The 17,631-nt window shown below is 29.9% G+C and carries 22 protein-coding genes; 3 read left to right on the top strand and 19 right to left on the bottom strand.

The features are described 5' to 3' along the window. Positions 1-224 precede the first annotated feature (224 nt). From AC2TEO_RS06895 to AC2TEO_RS06880, 4 genes are all read right to left on the bottom strand, one after another. Positions 225-965 (bottom strand): hypothetical protein, encoded by a 741-nt coding sequence (locus AC2TEO_RS06895; protein ID WP_442267396.1) that lies wholly within the window; start codon positions 963-965, stop codon positions 225-227. 152 nt (positions 966-1,117) lie between these two features. Further along, the gene (locus AC2TEO_RS06890; protein ID WP_442267395.1) at positions 1,118-1,570 is read right to left on the bottom strand and encodes a lipocalin-like domain-containing protein; all 453 of its coding nucleotides are present in this window, start codon (positions 1,568-1,570) and stop codon (positions 1,118-1,120) included. Positions 1,571-1,718: 148 nt separating this feature from the next. After that, positions 1,719-2,522: a DUF6896 domain-containing protein gene (locus AC2TEO_RS06885; protein ID WP_442267394.1), complete on the bottom strand. Its 804-nt coding sequence runs from the start codon at positions 2,520-2,522 to the stop codon at positions 1,719-1,721. 153 nt (positions 2,523-2,675) lie between these two features. After that, on the bottom strand, positions 2,676-3,386 hold the full coding sequence (locus tag AC2TEO_RS06880; protein WP_442267393.1) for a hypothetical protein: 711 nt from the start codon (positions 3,384-3,386) through the stop codon (positions 2,676-2,678). 231 nt (positions 3,387-3,617) lie between these two features. On the opposite strand from AC2TEO_RS06880, the gene AC2TEO_RS06875 reads away from it, so the two are divergent. Further along, positions 3,618-3,998, top strand: a complete 381-nt coding sequence (locus tag AC2TEO_RS06875; protein WP_484730886.1) for a DUF6326 family protein — start codon at positions 3,618-3,620, stop codon at positions 3,996-3,998. Here AC2TEO_RS06875 and AC2TEO_RS06870 read toward each other — a convergent pair whose 3' ends face one another. The 15 genes from AC2TEO_RS06870 to AC2TEO_RS06800 form a co-directional block, all read right to left on the bottom strand. Further along, positions 3,999-4,583: a Crp/Fnr family transcriptional regulator gene (locus AC2TEO_RS06870; protein ID WP_442267391.1), complete on the bottom strand. Its 585-nt coding sequence runs from the start codon at positions 4,581-4,583 to the stop codon at positions 3,999-4,001. It lies immediately after the preceding gene. Positions 4,584-4,772: 189 nt separating this feature from the next. Continuing rightward, positions 4,773-5,192 (bottom strand): hypothetical protein, encoded by a 420-nt coding sequence (locus tag AC2TEO_RS06865; RefSeq protein WP_442267390.1) that lies wholly within the window; start codon positions 5,190-5,192, stop codon positions 4,773-4,775. 179 nt (positions 5,193-5,371) lie between these two features. Beyond that, positions 5,372-5,890: a hypothetical protein gene (locus AC2TEO_RS06860; RefSeq protein ID WP_442267389.1), complete on the bottom strand. Its 519-nt coding sequence runs from the start codon at positions 5,888-5,890 to the stop codon at positions 5,372-5,374. A 146-nt stretch (positions 5,891-6,036) separates the two neighbouring features. After that, positions 6,037-6,567, bottom strand: a complete 531-nt coding sequence (locus AC2TEO_RS06855) for a hypothetical protein (protein ID WP_442267388.1) — start codon at positions 6,565-6,567, stop codon at positions 6,037-6,039. Between the two features lie 142 nt (positions 6,568-6,709). After that, positions 6,710-7,087, bottom strand: coding sequence for an FEKKY domain-containing protein (locus tag AC2TEO_RS06850; RefSeq protein WP_442264545.1), 378 nt, complete (start codon positions 7,085-7,087; stop codon positions 6,710-6,712). A gap of 355 nt (positions 7,088-7,442) precedes the next feature. Next, positions 7,443-8,051: a hypothetical protein gene (locus AC2TEO_RS06845; protein WP_442267387.1), complete on the bottom strand. Its 609-nt coding sequence runs from the start codon at positions 8,049-8,051 to the stop codon at positions 7,443-7,445. Positions 8,052-8,384: 333 nt separating this feature from the next. Further along, positions 8,385-8,723 carry a hypothetical protein gene (locus tag AC2TEO_RS06840; protein ID WP_442267386.1) on the bottom strand — a complete coding sequence of 113 codons (339 nt, stop codon included), beginning with the start codon at positions 8,721-8,723 and terminating at the stop codon, positions 8,385-8,387. A 163-nt stretch (positions 8,724-8,886) separates the two neighbouring features. Beyond that, positions 8,887-9,678, bottom strand: a complete 792-nt coding sequence (locus AC2TEO_RS06835) for a hypothetical protein (protein WP_442267385.1) — start codon at positions 9,676-9,678, stop codon at positions 8,887-8,889. 408 nt (positions 9,679-10,086) lie between these two features. Next, complete coding sequence (locus AC2TEO_RS06830) at positions 10,087-10,617, bottom strand: hypothetical protein (RefSeq protein WP_442267384.1); 531 nt, start codon at positions 10,615-10,617, stop codon at positions 10,087-10,089. A 183-nt stretch (positions 10,618-10,800) separates the two neighbouring features. Then, positions 10,801-11,532 (bottom strand): nitroreductase family protein, encoded by a 732-nt coding sequence (locus AC2TEO_RS06825; protein WP_442267383.1) that lies wholly within the window; start codon positions 11,530-11,532, stop codon positions 10,801-10,803. Positions 11,533-11,536: 4 nt separating this feature from the next. Then, positions 11,537-12,931 carry an aldehyde dehydrogenase gene (locus AC2TEO_RS06820; protein WP_442267382.1) on the bottom strand — a complete coding sequence of 465 codons (1,395 nt, stop codon included), beginning with the start codon at positions 12,929-12,931 and terminating at the stop codon, positions 11,537-11,539. 3 nt (positions 12,932-12,934) lie between these two features. Continuing rightward, positions 12,935-13,963 carry an alkane 1-monooxygenase gene (locus tag AC2TEO_RS06815; RefSeq protein WP_442267381.1) on the bottom strand — a complete coding sequence of 343 codons (1,029 nt, stop codon included), beginning with the start codon at positions 13,961-13,963 and terminating at the stop codon, positions 12,935-12,937. A gap of 33 nt (positions 13,964-13,996) precedes the next feature. After that, a complete protein-coding gene (locus tag AC2TEO_RS06810) occupies positions 13,997-14,686 on the bottom strand; it encodes an RluA family pseudouridine synthase (protein ID WP_442267380.1) in 690 nt (229 codons plus the stop codon). Between the two features lie 9 nt (positions 14,687-14,695). Further along, positions 14,696-15,307 (bottom strand): ribosome biogenesis GTP-binding protein YihA/YsxC, encoded by a 612-nt coding sequence (yihA, locus tag AC2TEO_RS06805; RefSeq protein ID WP_442267379.1) that lies wholly within the window; start codon positions 15,305-15,307, stop codon positions 14,696-14,698. Positions 15,308-15,310: 3 nt separating this feature from the next. Then, complete coding sequence (locus AC2TEO_RS06800) at positions 15,311-16,075, bottom strand: alpha/beta fold hydrolase (protein WP_442267378.1); 765 nt, start codon at positions 16,073-16,075, stop codon at positions 15,311-15,313. 201 nt (positions 16,076-16,276) lie between these two features. Here AC2TEO_RS06800 and mraZ point away from each other — a divergent pair, with 201 nt between their 5' ends. Next, positions 16,277-16,738, top strand: coding sequence for a division/cell wall cluster transcriptional repressor MraZ (gene mraZ, locus AC2TEO_RS06795; protein ID WP_442267377.1), 462 nt, complete (start codon positions 16,277-16,279; stop codon positions 16,736-16,738). Further along, positions 16,731-17,630: a 16S rRNA (cytosine(1402)-N(4))-methyltransferase RsmH gene (gene rsmH / locus AC2TEO_RS06790; protein ID WP_442267376.1), complete on the top strand. Its 900-nt coding sequence runs from the start codon at positions 16,731-16,733 to the stop codon at positions 17,628-17,630. The genes mraZ and rsmH overlap by 8 nt, the downstream gene beginning before the upstream one ends. The last annotated feature ends 1 nt before the right edge of the window (position 17,631 follow it).

The following is a 17,631-nucleotide window of genomic DNA, read 5'->3' as shown; positions in this document are numbered from 1 at the left end:
TCTGATAAATAATTACAATTATCATTCCTCCCAAAATAATTTTTTCCATTAGTTATTTTTTAAGTTTTTTTAATATTAAGAGTTTTGTTTATGAATTTTTTGTTGATTAAAATACAAAACTTGTAAATAGATGACAAACTGAGAAATTAAAATTAACTAAGAAGTAGGTGAATAAATATAATAGTAACAATAATTAATTTCAAAAGTGTTTTTAGATCAGTTTTTTATCTTTCATTTTCAATCAACCATTCAAAACTTTGATCAAAATATTTTTTCATTGATTTATTCAAATATTGGCTGTAATCGGTTTTTTCATTTCTATTTTTCGATAACCAAGCCATTGAATAGGCGATTATCTGTTGAGGTAAATATCCTTGGCTACTTGATTGCCATCCAAATCCTCCATTCGTACTAAATGACGAAAAATTAAATTGAGAATTTCCAATAAAGATTCCAAACCCATAAACAATGGCGGTAAGGTCAGTTAAGTATTCGTCATTCTCTTCAATTCGTTTTTCGCCAAGTAAAATTTGATGAGCTAATTCATGAGAAATTGTTGCAATTAAAGAAATAGGGTTTTTTAACTGTCTTATTTCAATTGAAATTATAGTTCCGTTTTCTGTTTGTTCATAAGTTCCACTTGCGCTTTCCCAACTTCCGTCCAAATCTGCTGGTGTTGTTAAAATAGTTCCATCAGCCATTTCTATAGGTGAGTCAGAAAAAAACTCTAGATTTATATCCACATTTTGGATATTCATTAATTCCATTGTACGTTCAAGGATAAATTCAGCATCTTTTTCTGTCCCATCAAAAGTTCGTTCGTAAAAATCCTTTGTTGGAGTAATTGTTCGGATTTCCATAAAATGATCGTGACCAAATTCTGTTTTTAACCAATTTAAGTCTTCATCAACCCAAATTTTGTCTTCCTCAGTAATAGGTAATTTTTTCTTTTTATTCCAGAACATTAATACTTAGGTTAAATTTTTTACAACGTTTTGTGTATGATTAGATGCGATTTTTACCAAAAGGAACTTAAAATTATTAATATTTATTTTTTTCGATGAATTTCTAGAGTGAACCAAACCTGATAATTAATTATACATTTTGTTACAAATTATTACTCCATCCTTATAAATTCTCTATAATTTATAGAATTAGAAGTTTCATTGTCACAAGGGGAAGAACTAGAACCAATTGTTAAAAAATTAATAGATATTTTAAAATAATCGACCTTTTCAGGTGTCATATTTTCATTTGTTATGTACAGATTTCCATCTATAATTTCCCATTTTCCTTTATATATGCCGTCTGTCTCACAAACATTATTATAAAAAATGTACGGCTCATCAATATATGTTCCATCCTCCTTAAATGTGATCGTTCCCTTTTGTTGACATACTGAGTATTCATTTACATTTTCGCTACCTGAAGAACATATTTTACCATATTTAAACCTTTTCCATTTCCCTATCAATAATTCTTGATTTGAACTATATTCGTTTTCCTCAGTTGAACAAGATAGAGTTCCTATCATTATAATTAGCATTAACATAAAGTTATATTTCTTCATTTGATTTGTTTGTAATGTTTTATATGTATGTTTTTTCGAGAAAAGGACGAGAGTTCTTTTCCGTTGATGTGGAAAGATAATTAATAAGATTGAATTTCTGTTGAGGAAATTTAATCTTATTAATTACACACCGTGTTGTGTGTTCGTTTTATTTTTTCAGTCTAAGGAATTTCCAAACATTAAATTTAGAGTTTTCCACTTGTCTATTTTGTTTTTCGTACTGTTCTTCCAATTCTTCAAAAGACTTAATATTTACTTTTTCTCTATCAGTTACTACAATTCCAAAATGGTTTTCAACATTTGAGCTTATTCGTTCAAATTTGCCGAGTGCAATCATTTTCTCGTTTATTCTAACTCCATCAGCATAATCTTCATAAATCTCAACAGGTAAAGGCTTGTAGTTAGGCGTGGATTTAATATATTTTGTAAAAAAGTATGGATCTAAATCTCCAAATTCTAATCCGAAAACTAACGGGACCTCTATAATTTGTTTTGTCGTTTTATTTTCAAATCCACAATGAAACCCGTGTATAAAGTATTTCCAATTTTCTACTTTTCCTATTTGTTTTTTTCCAGATTTTAGTACGTTAAAAGTGTCTAAAGGAAAATCTTCATTCAATTTTAATTTAAGCTTATTAATTAGTTTAAAAAGTAAATCTTTTCCTAATTCTCTATAATCTTTTGCGCATTGTTCGAAGAAGTCTTGGTTACTTATAATTTCCTCGTCTGTTATTAGTTTAACTATATTTATTTCAGGCTCGATAGTATGAATACTAACTTGAAATCCTAAAAGTTCTTTTTTTAGATTTTCTCCAATTTTTTCTCTTTTACTTTTGACATTATTTTCAAAAACAAGTTTTAAAGTTTTTTCTCTTGGAATTGACTTAATTTGTTCGATTGAAGGTAATTCCTTAATTGAATTTATTGAAATTATGTTTGTTTTTCTAATCAAAGTTATCGGGTTTGTATATGACGAGCAACATTTTATGTGTATGTTTTTTTTTGCAGTTTTTCTGTAAATTTAATAAAAAGCTTTGAGTTTGAAATAAGATGATTTAGTTTAAAATATTTAGTATTCGGTAACTAAATATACATGATGTTATACCTATTTTATATCTTCTTTTAGTAATTCTTTTAAAAGTTTTTCTAGATGTACTCCATAGTTTACATCTACTTCTTGTTCATTGTTTTCATCATTCAAATTAGAAGAATATATTTTCATTCGATTATTACCCAAAAAAAATATACCTATATGTGGAGTATTATCATTTATGATGTGTCTTCGTGTTCTAGATAAAATCAACCAAGACAATCGAGTACCTATTCTTAATGATTCATTAAGTCCTTTCTCTCTCATTTCGTTAATTAATTTTATTGCTTCTTTGTCAGAAGGATATTTAATTGGATTAAAATGAGTTTCTTGAGTATCATTCCAACTCTCAATGAACTCGCCTTTTATCCCATTTCCATTTTCATAATATTTTGCGAGTTTGTTCAATTCTATTTCAGGAAACTGAATTTGTATTTCTGAAGGCATGCTTCTGCTTAATATCCAGCTTTTTATAATCTCAACTTGCCTTTTAACATCATTACTTGATATTTTAAAAAGAGGACAGTCATCCCATTCGAACTCATATTTAGGTATTTCGCTTAAATGGTATGGGTATATTCTGCAACCTCTGTCTTTGTCTTTTAGTTCAATATGGTTTTCAAAGTTAAAATCAGGTATAATGTTTATTTTTTTAGTACCTATTTTTAGTAATTCATCACAATTATTAAAGATTTCTGATTGCAATAGTTCTAATTCCTTAATCATTTCAATCTTGATTTTTCTTAATTATGTATAACATTTTATGTGTGTGTTTTTTTTGCAGTTTTTCTGTAAATTTAATAAAAAGCTTTGAGTTTGAAATAAGATGATTTAGTTTAAAATATTTAGTATTCCGTAACTAATCTTATACTTTGTTCTATGGTGTTTTTCATTTATTGATTATAGTCAATGAAAAGTTTTTATTTCATTGTGACCTTTGCCTTAAAATTAAAAATTATGCTTACAAAAAATGATTCTATAAAAATCACATTATCATTATTATGGACAGTTGTAATGTTCTTTATGGTGTTTGCTGATATTTTCTCCATAATAGTTGAGATAGAATTAGGAAATACAATTCAAATTCCCATTGAGGTAAAATCTGCAATGCTTATAGCTGCTTTTATGGTGGCGATTCCGATTTTAATGATAATTATGTCTTGGGTTCTAACTTATAAATTTAGTCGTATATCAAATATTATTACTGGAATATTTACAATACTTTTTGTGATTGGAGGAGGTAGTATAATGCCCTATTATTTGGTTATTGCAAGTTTTGAAGTCTTGTTGCTTATTACAATAATTATTATTTCTTATAAGTGGTCCGAAAAATCATAATTAATCTGATAGTTTGTTAGCTATTCGGTTGCGAATTCTACTTAATGCTTCTGGTGTTATCCCAAGATAACTTGCTATTTGATATTGGGGTACTCTATTTAGTAGTTTTGGGTTTTCTTGCTGTAATTTTTCATAGCGTTTTTCAGGCTTTAGTATTATGAATTCATTTAATTGATTCTGTTTAACTCCCATCATTTTTTCCATCCCTATCCTACAAAACGTCTCAAATCTAGGATGCTTATTGTATAATTCCTTTTCTTTTTCGGTATTTAGAACAGCCAGAGTTGTCCGTTCCCCACAAACGAAATTTATTTTTGATGAAGTTTGATTGGCAAGACTATTAAAATTGATAGCAGATTGATTTTCGAAGTAAAATGCGGTAGTTTTTTCTTCTCCATCAACGATTTCATATTCGCGTATAAATCCCTGAATCACATAATAAGCATTTCGAACAATTTGTCCTTCTCGTATCAAAAATGTTCCTTTTTCATAAGTTTCAATTGGAAAGCTACTTTCAATATCCATTTTTTCATTTTCAGAAAGAGGAGTCAATTCAGACATTAATTTTACAAGAATATGATTCATTTATTTTCAGTGTTTATAAAATTTACCAACGTTTTGTATATTGTTATTTGCGCTTTTTGTTTTAAAGTTAATTGAATATGATGAGCTTTTTGTTTTGCGAGATTTATTCCGCAGGATTAAATCCGCAACGCAAGCAATTAACTATACATTATGTTATACACTTTACTTCACTCTATTTATTAAAATCAATCATTCGAATAAAGAATCGAATTCATCTTCTTCATAATTATACTCATTAAAAATTATTTTTTGAGCTAATAATTCATTCGTAACTTTTTCAAGGTATCCGTCGTATTCTACTTTTAATTCATGAGTGGTTTCGATTTCATTTATACTTGATTTAACACTCATTTTATTTTCTCCTAAGAAAACTATTTTCAAATGAGGTTCTTTATCAATCCCATGAAACCTGTTTCTTGAGAGTAATAAAAACCATAAAGATTGTCCTGCTCTTAATTCTTCATCAAGTCCTAAACGTCTCATTTTTTTAATCAATTTTAGAGCGTCCTTTGTGAATGGTTCTTCTTTGTCCGGATATCTACGATAAAACTGTTCTATTAAATCCCAGCTTTCAATAAAGTCGTTTTTGTAATCATTCTCTATTTTCATTTTTTTGAAATTAATTAAAAACTATAAAAGGTATTGTGTACAATGTTTTGGTGTATGTTTCAGTTGCGTGGTTTAAGCACTAAATTTAGCAAATAATCACTGAATGGAAAATCCGAGAGGATTTTCCAAAGTAGGCTAGAAGCTAGCAATTATTTTTACACTTTGTTAGGCAACGCTTTTTATTTAAATAGATTTTTAATTCCGTTCCAAAGTCCTTTTTTCTTAGGGAGAACTTTTGTTTCTGCATTCTGATTTTGTTCCGCGTACTTTTTTTGTTTTTCCAGTTCTTTTATAAAATCAGGTGTGTCTGCTAATAACATTTCTTTTGAGTAAGCTATTTCGTCATCCAAATAATAAATTAGTGCATTACACTTTTCAATTAACGCAACAGAAATAAGCCCGATTGACGCTCCAGCCGCAAAGTCCGCACCCCAAATAAAAGAAACAACAGTGTCTTGCTCAGTTAAATCCCTTTTGATAAAGTCAAAATCTGTTGTTATTTCGTTCGGTTCTTCAAAATAGATTTCAAAAAAGGTTTTCTGTCCATTTATTTTGCATTCAAGTCCGTCAATTCCATAAAAATTTTCAAAATCGTCAAGAATTTCGAATTCATATCCGAGTTCACGAATAGTTTTCTCTATTTCAATTTTGTTTGGTAGATCAGCTTTCTTTAAAAAAGCTGCTTGTGTCATTGACATATGCGTTCTGTTTAAATGTTGCCTAACGTTTTGTGTATGATTTTTTGCGGGAAAGGACGCGAGTTCTTTTCCGTTGATGTGGAAAGATAATTAATAAGATTGAATTTCTGGTGAGGAAATTCAGCCGCAATTAATTATATACGTTGTTACCCAACGTTTTTTATTCGGTTTCTGTATTTCCATTTCAATTGGATTCTGTTCCAAAATGAGTTCCATTCGTGTCTTATTCCGCCAAGTTCCCAATTCACGTCATATTTTTTTGACTTGTCACTTGCATAAGGTGGAATTCCAACTTTGCAATGTAGCATTGGCTCATTATTTTTTACTTTTTCGTAATAGTCAGATTTAAGTGCTGATTTCGGATAATATCTAATGTCAACAATAGTTTTGTTTTTTCGACTTTTATAAATTTCCAGATTGATGTCGTACAGGTTTTCGTAAATCGATTTTAATTCAGTTGTTGCGTTTTCCAGTGTTATAGGTTTCTTTTTCTGATTCGATTTGTTCCTCTCAAGTTTTTGGATTTTAAAATTTCGAGAGTCATTTTTGATTTCCGAAATTATGTAGCTCGTATTTTCCGAAATGTTATTCCAACAAGAGCTTCTTGCCATTTCTAATAGAGTAGAAGTAGCCTCTTTTAAATTCAATTCAAGATTATTTCTCGTGACGTTCTTCAAAATGTTGGGTAACAAAATGTATTGTTATTTGCGATTTTTTGATTGTAAAGTTAATTAAAAGTGATGAACTTTTGGTATTGCGAGATTTGTCCGAAGGATAAATCCGTAAGCAATTAATAATACATTTTGTTACCCAATGTTTTTATTCAGATTCAGTTAATTTATAAAAATCAGTTTCTTTTTGAATATCAGATATAGATTTGTTGAATTTCTTTTTTAGATGTTTATCTATTAGTTTATTATAACATTCCATTTCTGACCTTAAAATGCAACCCATTGAATAGTATTCAATATCATATTTCGATCCCAAAATTTCATCCATTCCTATAATAGAGCCAATACCAAAATGAAAGTATTTTAATTCACCCTTTTTTAAGTCAATAGAGAATCTATTTTCCATTTTTTCACAAGTATCTAATTCATAATATTCAGTAAGTCTCTTTTGTTTTTGTAAAGATTTATAATATTCAGTCCATAAATGTAAATTTAAAACAAAACAGATTCCAAATGTGCCAATCATTGTTTTTGTCAAGAAATTCCGCCAATCTTTAGCGAGGGAATAAAGTCCAACACTTATAAAACCTATAAAAAATAAAACTTTTGAAATTGTCAATTCCAACTTTACATTGTACCAATATTGCATTTTTACTGAATTAAAAATTAATAAAGTAAATGTGATAATTGATAAAATTAGAAGGATGTATTTTGTTCTTGTTTTCAATTTATTGTAAATGTTGGGTAACGTTTAGTATATGAAAAGTAGGCGGTTACGAAGCACGAAATTTTCAGCTATGCACCAAGTTTGATACGTGCGAAAAGCCATGATTTTACTACTATTTCGCCTATTTTTTATATACATTGTTAGCATTTCGTTTTTATTTTTCAGGGTCAACATCTTCATATTTTATCGAATTGGTGCATAATTCTTTATCATTCAGATATCCCCAAAAGGTTTCATTTCTGTTTTTGTCAGTTATGTATTCCAAATAGTTCACACAGTCCGATGGATTAAATTCGAACCATACTTTTCCCTTCGTGTAGAGTTTTAAGTCGCAAGCACCATAAGGAAAGTAAATTGAAGTGTCCAACCAATATTTCAAGCATTCATCATCTATCTTGTCAATATTCCATTCCCTTTTAAAAGTCTGATTTTCTCCATTTTTGAGTTTCACGAAACTACCTTTGTCATAAGGTGAAATCTCAATCTTACCCGCAACAACATTTTCAAAAGTGATAGTTGAAAATCCTTTGATTGTGAATCGTCCAGATTTGGTATCAAGAGCTTTAATTAAGTTTGGAAAGTCACTAAGATTCAAATACTGATTCCAGTCAAACTCTCTATCTATATCGGCACCCCAGATCTTAAATGAAACCGTTTCAGGCAATTCGTTTGTTGGTTCGAAGAATATTGTTTTGCTATCGTAAAAATCAACGATATCGCTATCTACAATATCTACTCCTGATATGTCTAATTTTAGTTTCATCAAATGAATGCTAACGTTTGGGGTATGGTTTGTTGTGGTGTTTGGCTCTAAATTAATAAATAAAACCTTAACTCTGATTAATCCATTTCATTTCTAAAAATAACTTATAACACAATAAACTATAACCTTTGTTGGTAGTAGTTAAATTTCATCATTTTGTTAGTTTGTTTAAAAAAACATCTAACGTCCCTTCATTTTTTAGTTCACAAAAAAAACAATCTTCATTTGTGCTATAAACAAGAGGATTTTCAATATTTTTATCGGATGTACACAAGTAATAATAAATACCTTCAGTATAATTTTCTTTATTTGTATAACAAGAATAAAATATTTCTATAAAGTCTGGATATGGTTACCTGTCGCATTAATTACTTCTTTCAAACATTCTTCATCAAAGCTATCACTCCAATACATCTGCTCGTAGTCTTTAGTAAATTCGTTCATTGGGGTAAATAAGTTACCTACCCATTTTAATTGTCCACAACATTCATTATCAATAAAATAATTTGCAGACTTTGATTCAATAGCTGACCATGGGAAATATTCAGGTCTGTAAAATAGCTCATTGTCAAGCTTAATCGACAAAGTAAAATCTTCTATATTTTTACTTTTAGGATTACTAATTATTCCTCCAAAAGACTCAATTTTTTCTATAATTGTCTTTTTAAACATTTAACTTTATCATTATTGTCTAATTACTACCAACGTTTTGTGTATGTTTCAGGTGCGTGGTTCAAACTCTAATTTAGCAAATAATTACTGAATTGAAAATTCGCGAGGATTTTTCCAAGTAGGAAAGAAACAAGCAATTGAATATACACGTTGTTAGCACCTGTTATTTTTCATAATATTCAATTTTCCTTTCTTTTCTAATCTTGTCACTTTCAGATTTCACCCAATTTTTTTCTAAATCTAGTTCGTACTTATAATTTTCAGTTTCTGTTATTTTTCCTTCGTAATATTTTTCCTTTTTAATAATATTTCCTTCGCTATTATGATACAAGATTTCTCCAAATTCAGTTTTTGGAAAATGACTTTTTTTAAATACTCTCTTTTTATTTTGTTTAGGATAAATTTTTATTTCAGTTGTTATATCTGGATTTCCTCTTAAAAACTCCTTTGTTATTGTTGTTAAACTATCAGGATAATAGAATTTAAAAGTTCTCAAACCGTCAGAATTCACATACTTAAAATTTTTTTCAATGATTTTTCCAGAAGAATCTATTTTAAAATTAGTTAAGCAATGAAGTTTGTTCTCATAATATTCTTCTTTTTTTAATAAACCAAGATTATTATAAATGTACAAATTCGTATTAGTTGTATCTCCGTCTGAAATTATTATTTCTTTTTCTAACTTATTTTTCTTGTTGTATTCATAAATTGTTTCTCCATATGATAAATTTGGCTCAAAACGGAATTTACTTTTTTCTATAAATCCGTCTTTTCTATAGGTTTTCAATTCTACTGATTTTAGCGTGTCATTTTTAAAAGTTTTTATCTCAACACTTTTTACTTTTCCAAATAATTTATTTTCAATAAATCCCGAATTCGTATTTTCAGTTTTTTTATTGCAAGAGTATAATACCCCAAATAAAAGTAGAAACTTTATTAAAAAACTCGATTTCATAATTGGTGCTAACGTTTTATGTGTATGTTTTTTTGCGCTTTTTCTGTAAATTTAATAAAAAAGCTTTGAGTTGGGAATAATATGATTTAGTTTAAAAAAGTTAGTATTCCGCAACTAAATATACACACTGTTATTTGCTGGCTCTTTATTAGTTGAAAAATAAGGACTACATATTTTCAATAGCGATTATTTAAAGATGTTCTTTTATGTCGAGGTTTGTCTAAGCGCGGACTTTACTAAATAAATTGACTGTTTTGTATTTAAGTCGCCATTATGATAAATAATGCTGCTTGCATATAACGGTTAGTATAAGAATAGTAGCCGATTCCGTAGCACTTTCTTTTCAAACTGCACAAAAGTTGAAGCGGGCTACGGCTATTGAATTTACTACTGACTCAGCTATTATTTTTATACATTGTTAGGTGCTTTTATTAAATTTTCCAATTGATTCACAATAGCTTCTTGTAGATATTTTTCAACGTCCTGTCTTATTAAGAGCAACTTCTTTAAATCGCCTTGATTTACTAAATCACCATATAGAGAACCTACAAGTAAATTACTTTCTTCCTTTTCTTGCTTAATCAACCTTTCAACAGTCTCTAAATACGTTTGGCTAAACAATGGCTTTGCTTTAAAGTAAACACTAATCAACCTATGGTATCTGTCAGTTTGTTCTGAAACGACTTTAGCAAGTAATTCTTGACTCTGCACATATTTACCACCCTCTTCTTGCTCTAAGTAATTATAACTAATAGCTGGCAATTCATTCAACTCAATATTTATATTATATAGACTCGTATATCTAAATGCTTGAATTGAATTATTTACTTTAAATTCTTCTATTGATTTTAACCTTTTATTTGTGTTATTAGAAGTTATCAATCCGAAAACAGACGTAAAGATTGAAGCAACAACTCCAGAAGTCAATATTATAGTCAATGTACTTGTTTCCATAACCTCTAATTTAATTCTTATCAATCGTTCTAATTGCACCTAACGTTTGTATATACTTAAATGCAGTATATCTGTATTTATATTGTTTTTGTTTAAATCTCTGTTTTTTAGTGTTTTATATGTGTTTTTTTGACTGGATTACTTCTTTGTTTTTGCAAGGAAAATATTTTATATTTCTTTATAGATTTCATTAAAAGGAATTCTAAATCGTTTTCCGTAAACGCCTTCTGGTTTTCTTATTCCACAAGAAATAATCATATTTATTTCAGCTCCTAAAGGTAATCCTAAAACTTTTTTAACACGCCAAGTGTCTGATCCTTCCATTGGACAAGTGTCGTATCCTTCTCCTGCCATACTTAGCATAAATGTTTGTGCTGCTAATCCAGCACTTTTATGAGCTATCAAGCGTATGTCTTTACTTCTTACTTCTCTATAAATAGGTTTAAATAATCCAGTTATTAAAACAGTCAAATACTTAAAGAAACCAAAAATACCTAAAAAGTCATTGTAAACAAAAGGGATGAGTTTTTTGTAGTAGTTTTTTGCGAATTTTTCTCTGCTAGATTGTTCTGCCTTAGGTTTTGAAGGATATACTTTGTCTAAATATTCCAAATTAGCTTTAGCTCTTTTTTTCCATAAGTCTTTGCGTACTGTTACAATAACAAGTTGCTGAGCTGTTTTGGCTGCGTTTTGATTAAAACATAAAGGAATCATTTTATCAATTATAGATTGAGATGTAACATGGTAAAATTCCCATAATTGCATATTGCTGCTATTTGGTGCTAAAACTGCATGTTCAATACATTTTTTTACAATTTCAGTTTCAATTTTTTGCTCGTTATCATAAACACGAACAGATCTTCGGTACTTAATAGCTTCATTAACGGTTTTCTTGCTCATGCTTTTATCCGAATTTTAGTAAGGTTTTTAATTGTTTTAATTTTCCTTTATATGGAGCATATCTAGTAGGTACATCTAGCCAATTTCCTCTAGTAACAACTCCTTTTTTATGGCAAAAAGTTTCAAATGTGCGTTTTCCATGGTATCCGCCAATTCCACTTTCACCTACACCTCCAAAAGGTAAATTATGATTGGCAAAATGAACGGTAGTATCATTAATTGTCCCTCCACCAAATGAATATTGTTGAATTAGTTTCTTAGCAAAGGATTTTTTGTTGGTAAATACATAAAATGCAAGTGGCTTATCATAACTGCTAATAATTTGATCTAATTCTTTTTCGTTCTCATAAGAAATAAGTGGTAAAATCGGGCCAAAAATTTCACTTTGCATTACTTCACTATCTAATTTCGGTTCGTCAATTAGAGTAGGAGCTATATATCTGTCATCTCGATTTGTTTTTCCTCCTGTTAAGAAAACTTCACCCTGAAGCATTTGGTTTAATCGATCAAAATTTTTGGTATTTACAATTCTTGGGAAATCTTCTGAAAGTTCTGGGTTTTCTCCATATGCTTTTTTAATTTCTTCTTTAAATTCTTTTACAAATTGCTCTTTTACTTTTTTCTGGATTAATAAGTAATCTGGAGCAATACATGTTTGTCCTCCATTTAAAAACTTTCCCCAAACTATTCGTTTTGCAGCAAGTTTTATTTTTGCAGTTTCATCTACTATACATGGACTTTTTCCTCCAAGTTCTAAAGTAACTGGAGTTATATATTCGGCAGCAGCTTTTGCAACAATTTTTCCTACAGGTACGCTTCCTGTAAAGAAAATATAATCCCAACGTTGAGCTAAAAGTTCCTGAGATTCAGGAATTCCTCCTTCAATTACAGCTACATGTTTTTTATCAAACACAGTTTCTATAATTTCTTTACAAATTGTGCTTGTATGTGGTGTGAGTTCAGATGGTTTTAAAACAACAGTGTTTCCCGCTGCAATTGCACCAACTAAAGGAGCAAAAGCTAATTGATATGGGTAATTCCATGGAGCTATAATTAATACAGTTCCATAAGGTTCTGAATGAATTTTTGCTGATGAAGGGAAATTTAAAATCGAAGGAAAAACACGTTTGGGTTTTGCCCAAGATTTTATGTTTTTTATCATCATTTTTAATTCGGAAATAACAATACTAGTTTCTGTCATTACACCTTCATATTCCGATTTTTTAAAATCATTATATAAAGCTTTTAAGATGTCATTTTCACGTTTCGTGATTTCCTTAAGTAACTTTTGTAAACTCTTTTTTCTGAAAGAAATATCTTTTGTTTGTTGAGTTGCAAAAAAACGACGTTGTTTCTGAATAATTTCAGGAATTGCTTCAGTAGTTACTGTATCGATCATAAATTATATTTCTTGTAGTTTTTTATTCATTAATTTGAACCAAATTGGCGGAATAAGTGATAAAAGCATCATTCCTGGGTAGCCTGTTGGCATTTGTGGACTTTCTGGAAGTGATTTTAAAATTTGATAATGTTTACTTCCGTTATAATGATGGTCTGAGTGTCTTGATAAATTAAATAAAACTAGTTTTCCAATAACGTGATTAGAATTCCATGAATGTGTATGCTTAACACGTTCATATCGACCAAATTTATTTTTCTCGCGTAATAATCCGTAATGTTCTATGTAATTTACAGTTTCTAATAATAAAATTCCAATTGTGGCTGCTGCTAAAAAATACAGCATTACTATAAATCCAAAGAAAAAATAAATAGAACAGAGTAGAATTATATGTGCAGCTGTATAAATAATCATTCTGTTTTGGTAATGAAACCAAGTTCTGTCAGATGTTTTTAAGCGTCTGTTTTCAATTTTCCAAGCTTCTATGTAGCTCATAATTTGAGATCTTACCCAAAAAACATATAATAATTCATTTTTTTTAGCTGTAGCAGCATCTTCAGGTGTAGCTACGTTGAAATGATGACCAGCATTGTGGTAAGGGAGAAAGTGAGTTTCTAATGAAGTCAACAATAAAATTTCACCTAATAACTGTTCTAAACGATTCTTTCTATGTCCTAATTCATGTCCAACATTAACTCCTACAACGCCACACATTATTCCCATAGCAGAGATTCTGCCAATTAAATCAATTGTATCTGAAGTGTCTTGGATTACGAATAAAAACCACACTAAAAAAAAGATTTGTGTTGGTAGTGTTAAGTATAAAATTAAAGAATAAAGCTTATTATTTTTTTCTATTTCTTCTTGTTCTTTGCTAAAATTTACAGCATCAACCTTTAAGAAAAAATCAGCAAGAGGTACAATTCCAAAAACATAAATTAATGTCAGAAAAGTAATCCATCCAGTAGATGTGAAAGAGATATAAACAGTTAAAGGAACTGAGAATACCATTAAATATTTTAAAGATTTCATGATGTATAGAGGAATTTGTACTAAATATACAAATTAGTTACAAGCATCCCAAATGCTATCATTGGTTGGGGTAGGGGCGTTAATTGTAATTTCTTCTTTGTTTACAGGATGTGTAAACTGAATTTTTTTAGCGTGTAAATGGATGCTTCCGTTTTTGTTGCTTCTTGGGAATCCGTATTTTAAGTCGCCTTTTATAGGGTGTCCGATATTGGAAAGTTGACATCTAATTTGATGATGCCTACCAGTTTCTAAATCAATTTCTAATAAAGAATAACGATCGAGTTTTCTTAACACAGTATAATGTAAAACAGCTTTTTTACTTCCAGAAATTTCATTTTTGTATGCTTTAGATTTGTTGTTTTTAGGGTTTTTCTTCAGGAAGTTTATTAAGGTGTTTTGATTGTTGGTTAGATGTCCTTTTACAACTGCCCAATATGTTTTTTGGATTTGCTTTTCTCGAAGCATTTTATTTAAACGCTCTAAAGCTTTAGAAGTTCGGGCAAAAATTACAATTCCAGAAGTGGGTCTATCAAGTCTATGAACAGTTCCTAAGAATACATTTCCTGGTTTGCTGTATTTTTCTTTGATATATTCTTTTACAACATCACTTAAAGGTTTGTCTCCAGTTTTGTCACCTTGTACAATGTCACCAGATCTTTTATTGATAATAATGATATGGTTGTCTTCGTGAAGAACTTGAAGATTGTCTTTTGTAGAATGCATCAGATTATTTTATTTAAAATCGTCAGCTACATCTTTGTTTACTTGATCAATAAAATTTAAAACTTCCTCTCTTCCAAGTTTACTACTTGATGAAGTTAAAAAATTGACAGGTAAACTTTCCCAATGTTGAAGTAATTTTCTTTTATAAGAAAGTAGTTGCTTGTTTAATTTAGAACTAGGTAATTTATCTGCTTTGGTGAAGATAATAGCAAAAGGAATACTGTTTTCTCCAAGGAAACGCATGAATTCTAAATCTATTTTTTGAGGGTCATGTCTGCTATCAACTAATACAAAAGCACAAACTAACTGTTCTCTTTCTTTAAAGTAGTTTTCAATAAAATATTGAAAAATTGTTCTTTTTTTCTTTGAAACTTTAGCGTAACCATAACCTGGTAGATCAACTAAAAACCATTCGTCGTTTATTTTGAAGTGGTTTATAAGTTGGGTTTTTCCTGGTGTTCCAGAGGTTTTGGCTAATTTTTTTCGCTCCATTAACATGTTAATTAATGAAGATTTACCAACATTAGAACGGCCAATAAAAGCGTATTCTGGGATGCTGTCTTTTGGTGCATTTGTAACATTACTGTTACTCATTACAAACTCAGCAGATTTTATTTTCATCGCTTATATATTTCGTTCTTTAAACCAGTTTTCTAAAATTTCATTAAACTCTTCTGGGTGTTCCATCATGGCTGCATGTCCACATTTATCAACCCAAAATAAATCACTATCAGGTAAAAGTCTATGGAAGTCTTCTGCTACGTCTGGTGGAGTAACGGTGTCGTTTTTTCCCCAAATCAAACAAGTTGGCTGTTCCATGTTTGGTAAGTCGTTAGCCATATTATGACGAACTGCACTTTTTGCAATTGCTAATGTTTTAACAAGAGTATTTCTATCGTTAATAACATCATAAACTTGATCAACTAATTCTTCTGTTGCGATAGATTTATCGTAAAAAACTTCTTGTGTTTTTGTTCTAACAAAGCCCTTGTCGCCTCTTCTAGGGTAATTATTACCTAGAGAGTTTTCATACAATCCAGAACTACCTGTTAAAACTAAAGCAGTAACATCTTGTGGGTAATGTTTTATATAGTATAAAGCAATGTGTCCACCAAGAGAATTACCTAACAATACAACGTCCTTTAAGTTTTTATACTCAATAAAATCGTGTAAAAATTTCGCTAAATTTTTAACATTAGTTTTTATAATAGGTAATGTGTATAGAGGTAATTCAGGAATTAAAACCTTGTAACCTCTTTCGGAAAAATGATTAAAAGTATGATTAAAATTACTTAGAGCACCCATTAAACCATGCAAAACAATGATAGGCCTTCCTTCACCGGCTTCTGCATAAGTAAATTTATCTTCTTTCTTTAAAAAATCAGTCATTAGCGAACATTTGGCTAATCGCAAAAATAAACCTTTTTTGTTACAAGTCAATTTTCTTTTTTCTGAGTGGTTATTAATGCAGCTGTATTCTTAAAATGTGTATGGTTTTATTTAAAGTGGTATAAGTTATTAACAATGTGGTAAAATGTGGTAAAATGTGGTAAAAAATTTATATTTTTGAATATTACTTTATAAATAAATGTGGTAAATCTTATTGGAACATATGAGTGTAAAGCTGATGCTAAAGGTCGGCTTATGTTGGCTTCTGGTTTAAAAAAGCAGTTGTCGCCTGTGTTGCAAGAAGGTTTTGTGATTAAGCGTTCTGTGTTTCAGGCTTGTTTGGAGTTGTATCCAATGCAAGAATGGAATGTAATGATGAATAAAATCAATAAGCTAAATCGATTTGTGAAAAAAAATAATGATTTCATAAGAAGATTTACAGCTGGTGTAAAGATTGTGGAAGTTGATGCTACGGGTAGGGTTTTAATTCCGAAAGATTTGTTAGTGTTTGCGGGTATTAAAAAAGAAGTGGTTTTTTCTAGTGCGGTGAACATTATTGAGATTTGGGATAAAGAGAAGTATGAGAGTGTGATTGAGGATTCAGTCTTGGATTTTGGAGATTTAGCGGAAGAAGTAATGGGAAATATAGATATAGATGAATAGTTATCACGAGTCGGTGTTGTTGAAAGAGAGTGTTGATGCTCTTAATATAAAGGAAGATGGTGTTTATGTGGATGTCACTTTTGGTGGAGGTGGGCATTCTAAAGAGATATTAAAACGCTTAGGTGAGAATGGGAGGTTGTTTGGTTTTGATCAGGATGCTGATGCGACTAGGAATTTAATAGATGATGATAGGTTTGTTTTGATTGAAGAGAACTTCAGGTATATAAGTCGTTTTTTAAGGTTTTATGGAGTGAAGAAAGTGGATGGTGTTTTGGCAGATCTTGGTGTTTCGTCTCATCAGTTTGATGAAGCTGAAAGAGGTTTTTCTACGAGGTATGATGGGGAATTGGATATGAGGATGGATCAAACTGCGAAAATTTCAGCGAAGGAGGTTGTGAATGATTACGAGGAGTCTAAGCTTGCGGATGTTTTGTATTATTATGGTGAGTTGAGGAATGCTAGGGCTATTGCAAAAACTTTGGTAGCTTCTAGAGTTAGTAAAAAGATAGAAACTAGTTTTGAGTTGAAAGAGGTGTTGAAGCGTTTTTTGCCTAAAATGAAAGAGCATAAGATTTTGGCTCAGATTTATCAGGCAATAAGAATTGAGGTCAATGAAGAATTGGAGGTTTTGAAAGAGTTTTTGAATCAGATCCCTGATTTGCTGAATGATGATGGTAGGTTGAGTGTGATTTCATATCATTCTTTAGAGGATCGTTTAGTGAAGCGTTTTATTAGAACAGGGTTGTTTGAGGGAGAACCGGAGAAAGATTTTTATGGGAATATTAGTGTTCCGTTAAAGAAAGTTGGAAAGTTGATTGTGCCAACAAATGAGGAGATAGCTCAGAATAATAGAGCTAGAAGTGCGAAACTTAGAATAGCAACAAAAGTATAAT

This window comes from Tenacibaculum aquaeponti, assembly GCF_057221555.1.
The sequence above is the reverse complement of the archived record's forward strand: the minus strand, read 5'-3'. Positions and strand labels throughout refer to the sequence as shown.

Excerpts from the sequence above, each read along its gene's own strand:
- AC2TEO_RS06895 (WP_442267396.1), bottom strand. The coding sequence starts at position 965 with ATGTTCTGGAATAAAAAGAAAAAATTACCTATTACTGAGGAAGACAAA.
- AC2TEO_RS06890 (WP_442267395.1), bottom strand. The coding sequence starts at position 1,570 with ATGAAGAAATATAACTTTATGTTAATGCTAATTATAATGATAGGAACT.
- AC2TEO_RS06880 (WP_442267393.1), bottom strand. The coding sequence starts at position 3,386 with ATGATTAAGGAATTAGAACTATTGCAATCAGAAATCTTTAATAATTGT.
- AC2TEO_RS06875 (WP_484730886.1), top strand. The coding sequence starts at position 3,618 with ATGCTTACAAAAAATGATTCTATAAAAATCACATTATCATTATTATGG.
- AC2TEO_RS06870 (WP_442267391.1), bottom strand. The coding sequence starts at position 4,583 with ATGAATCATATTCTTGTAAAATTAATGTCTGAATTGACTCCTCTTTCT.
- AC2TEO_RS06865 (WP_442267390.1), bottom strand. The coding sequence starts at position 5,192 with ATGAAAATAGAGAATGATTACAAAAACGACTTTATTGAAAGCTGGGAT.
- AC2TEO_RS06860 (WP_442267389.1), bottom strand. The coding sequence starts at position 5,890 with ATGTCAATGACACAAGCAGCTTTTTTAAAGAAAGCTGATCTACCAAAC.
- AC2TEO_RS06850 (WP_442264545.1), bottom strand. The coding sequence starts at position 7,087 with ATGATTGGCACATTTGGAATCTGTTTTGTTTTAAATTTACATTTATGG.
- AC2TEO_RS06845 (WP_442267387.1), bottom strand. The coding sequence starts at position 8,051 with ATGAAACTAAAATTAGACATATCAGGAGTAGATATTGTAGATAGCGAT.
- AC2TEO_RS06840 (WP_442267386.1), bottom strand. The coding sequence starts at position 8,723 with ATGTTTAAAAAGACAATTATAGAAAAAATTGAGTCTTTTGGAGGAATA.
- AC2TEO_RS06835 (WP_442267385.1), bottom strand. The coding sequence starts at position 9,678 with ATGAAATCGAGTTTTTTAATAAAGTTTCTACTTTTATTTGGGGTATTA.
- AC2TEO_RS06825 (WP_442267383.1), bottom strand. The coding sequence starts at position 11,532 with ATGAGCAAGAAAACCGTTAATGAAGCTATTAAGTACCGAAGATCTGTT.
- AC2TEO_RS06820 (WP_442267382.1), bottom strand. The coding sequence starts at position 12,931 with ATGATCGATACAGTAACTACTGAAGCAATTCCTGAAATTATTCAGAAA.
- AC2TEO_RS06815 (WP_442267381.1), bottom strand. The coding sequence starts at position 13,963 with ATGAAATCTTTAAAATATTTAATGGTATTCTCAGTTCCTTTAACTGTT.
- AC2TEO_RS06810 (WP_442267380.1), bottom strand. The coding sequence starts at position 14,686 with ATGCATTCTACAAAAGACAATCTTCAAGTTCTTCACGAAGACAACCAT.
- yihA (WP_442267379.1), bottom strand. The coding sequence starts at position 15,307 with ATGAAAATAAAATCTGCTGAGTTTGTAATGAGTAACAGTAATGTTACA.
- AC2TEO_RS06800 (WP_442267378.1), bottom strand. The coding sequence starts at position 16,075 with ATGACTGATTTTTTAAAGAAAGAAGATAAATTTACTTATGCAGAAGCC.
- rsmH (WP_442267376.1), top strand. The coding sequence starts at position 16,731 with ATGAATAGTTATCACGAGTCGGTGTTGTTGAAAGAGAGTGTTGATGCT.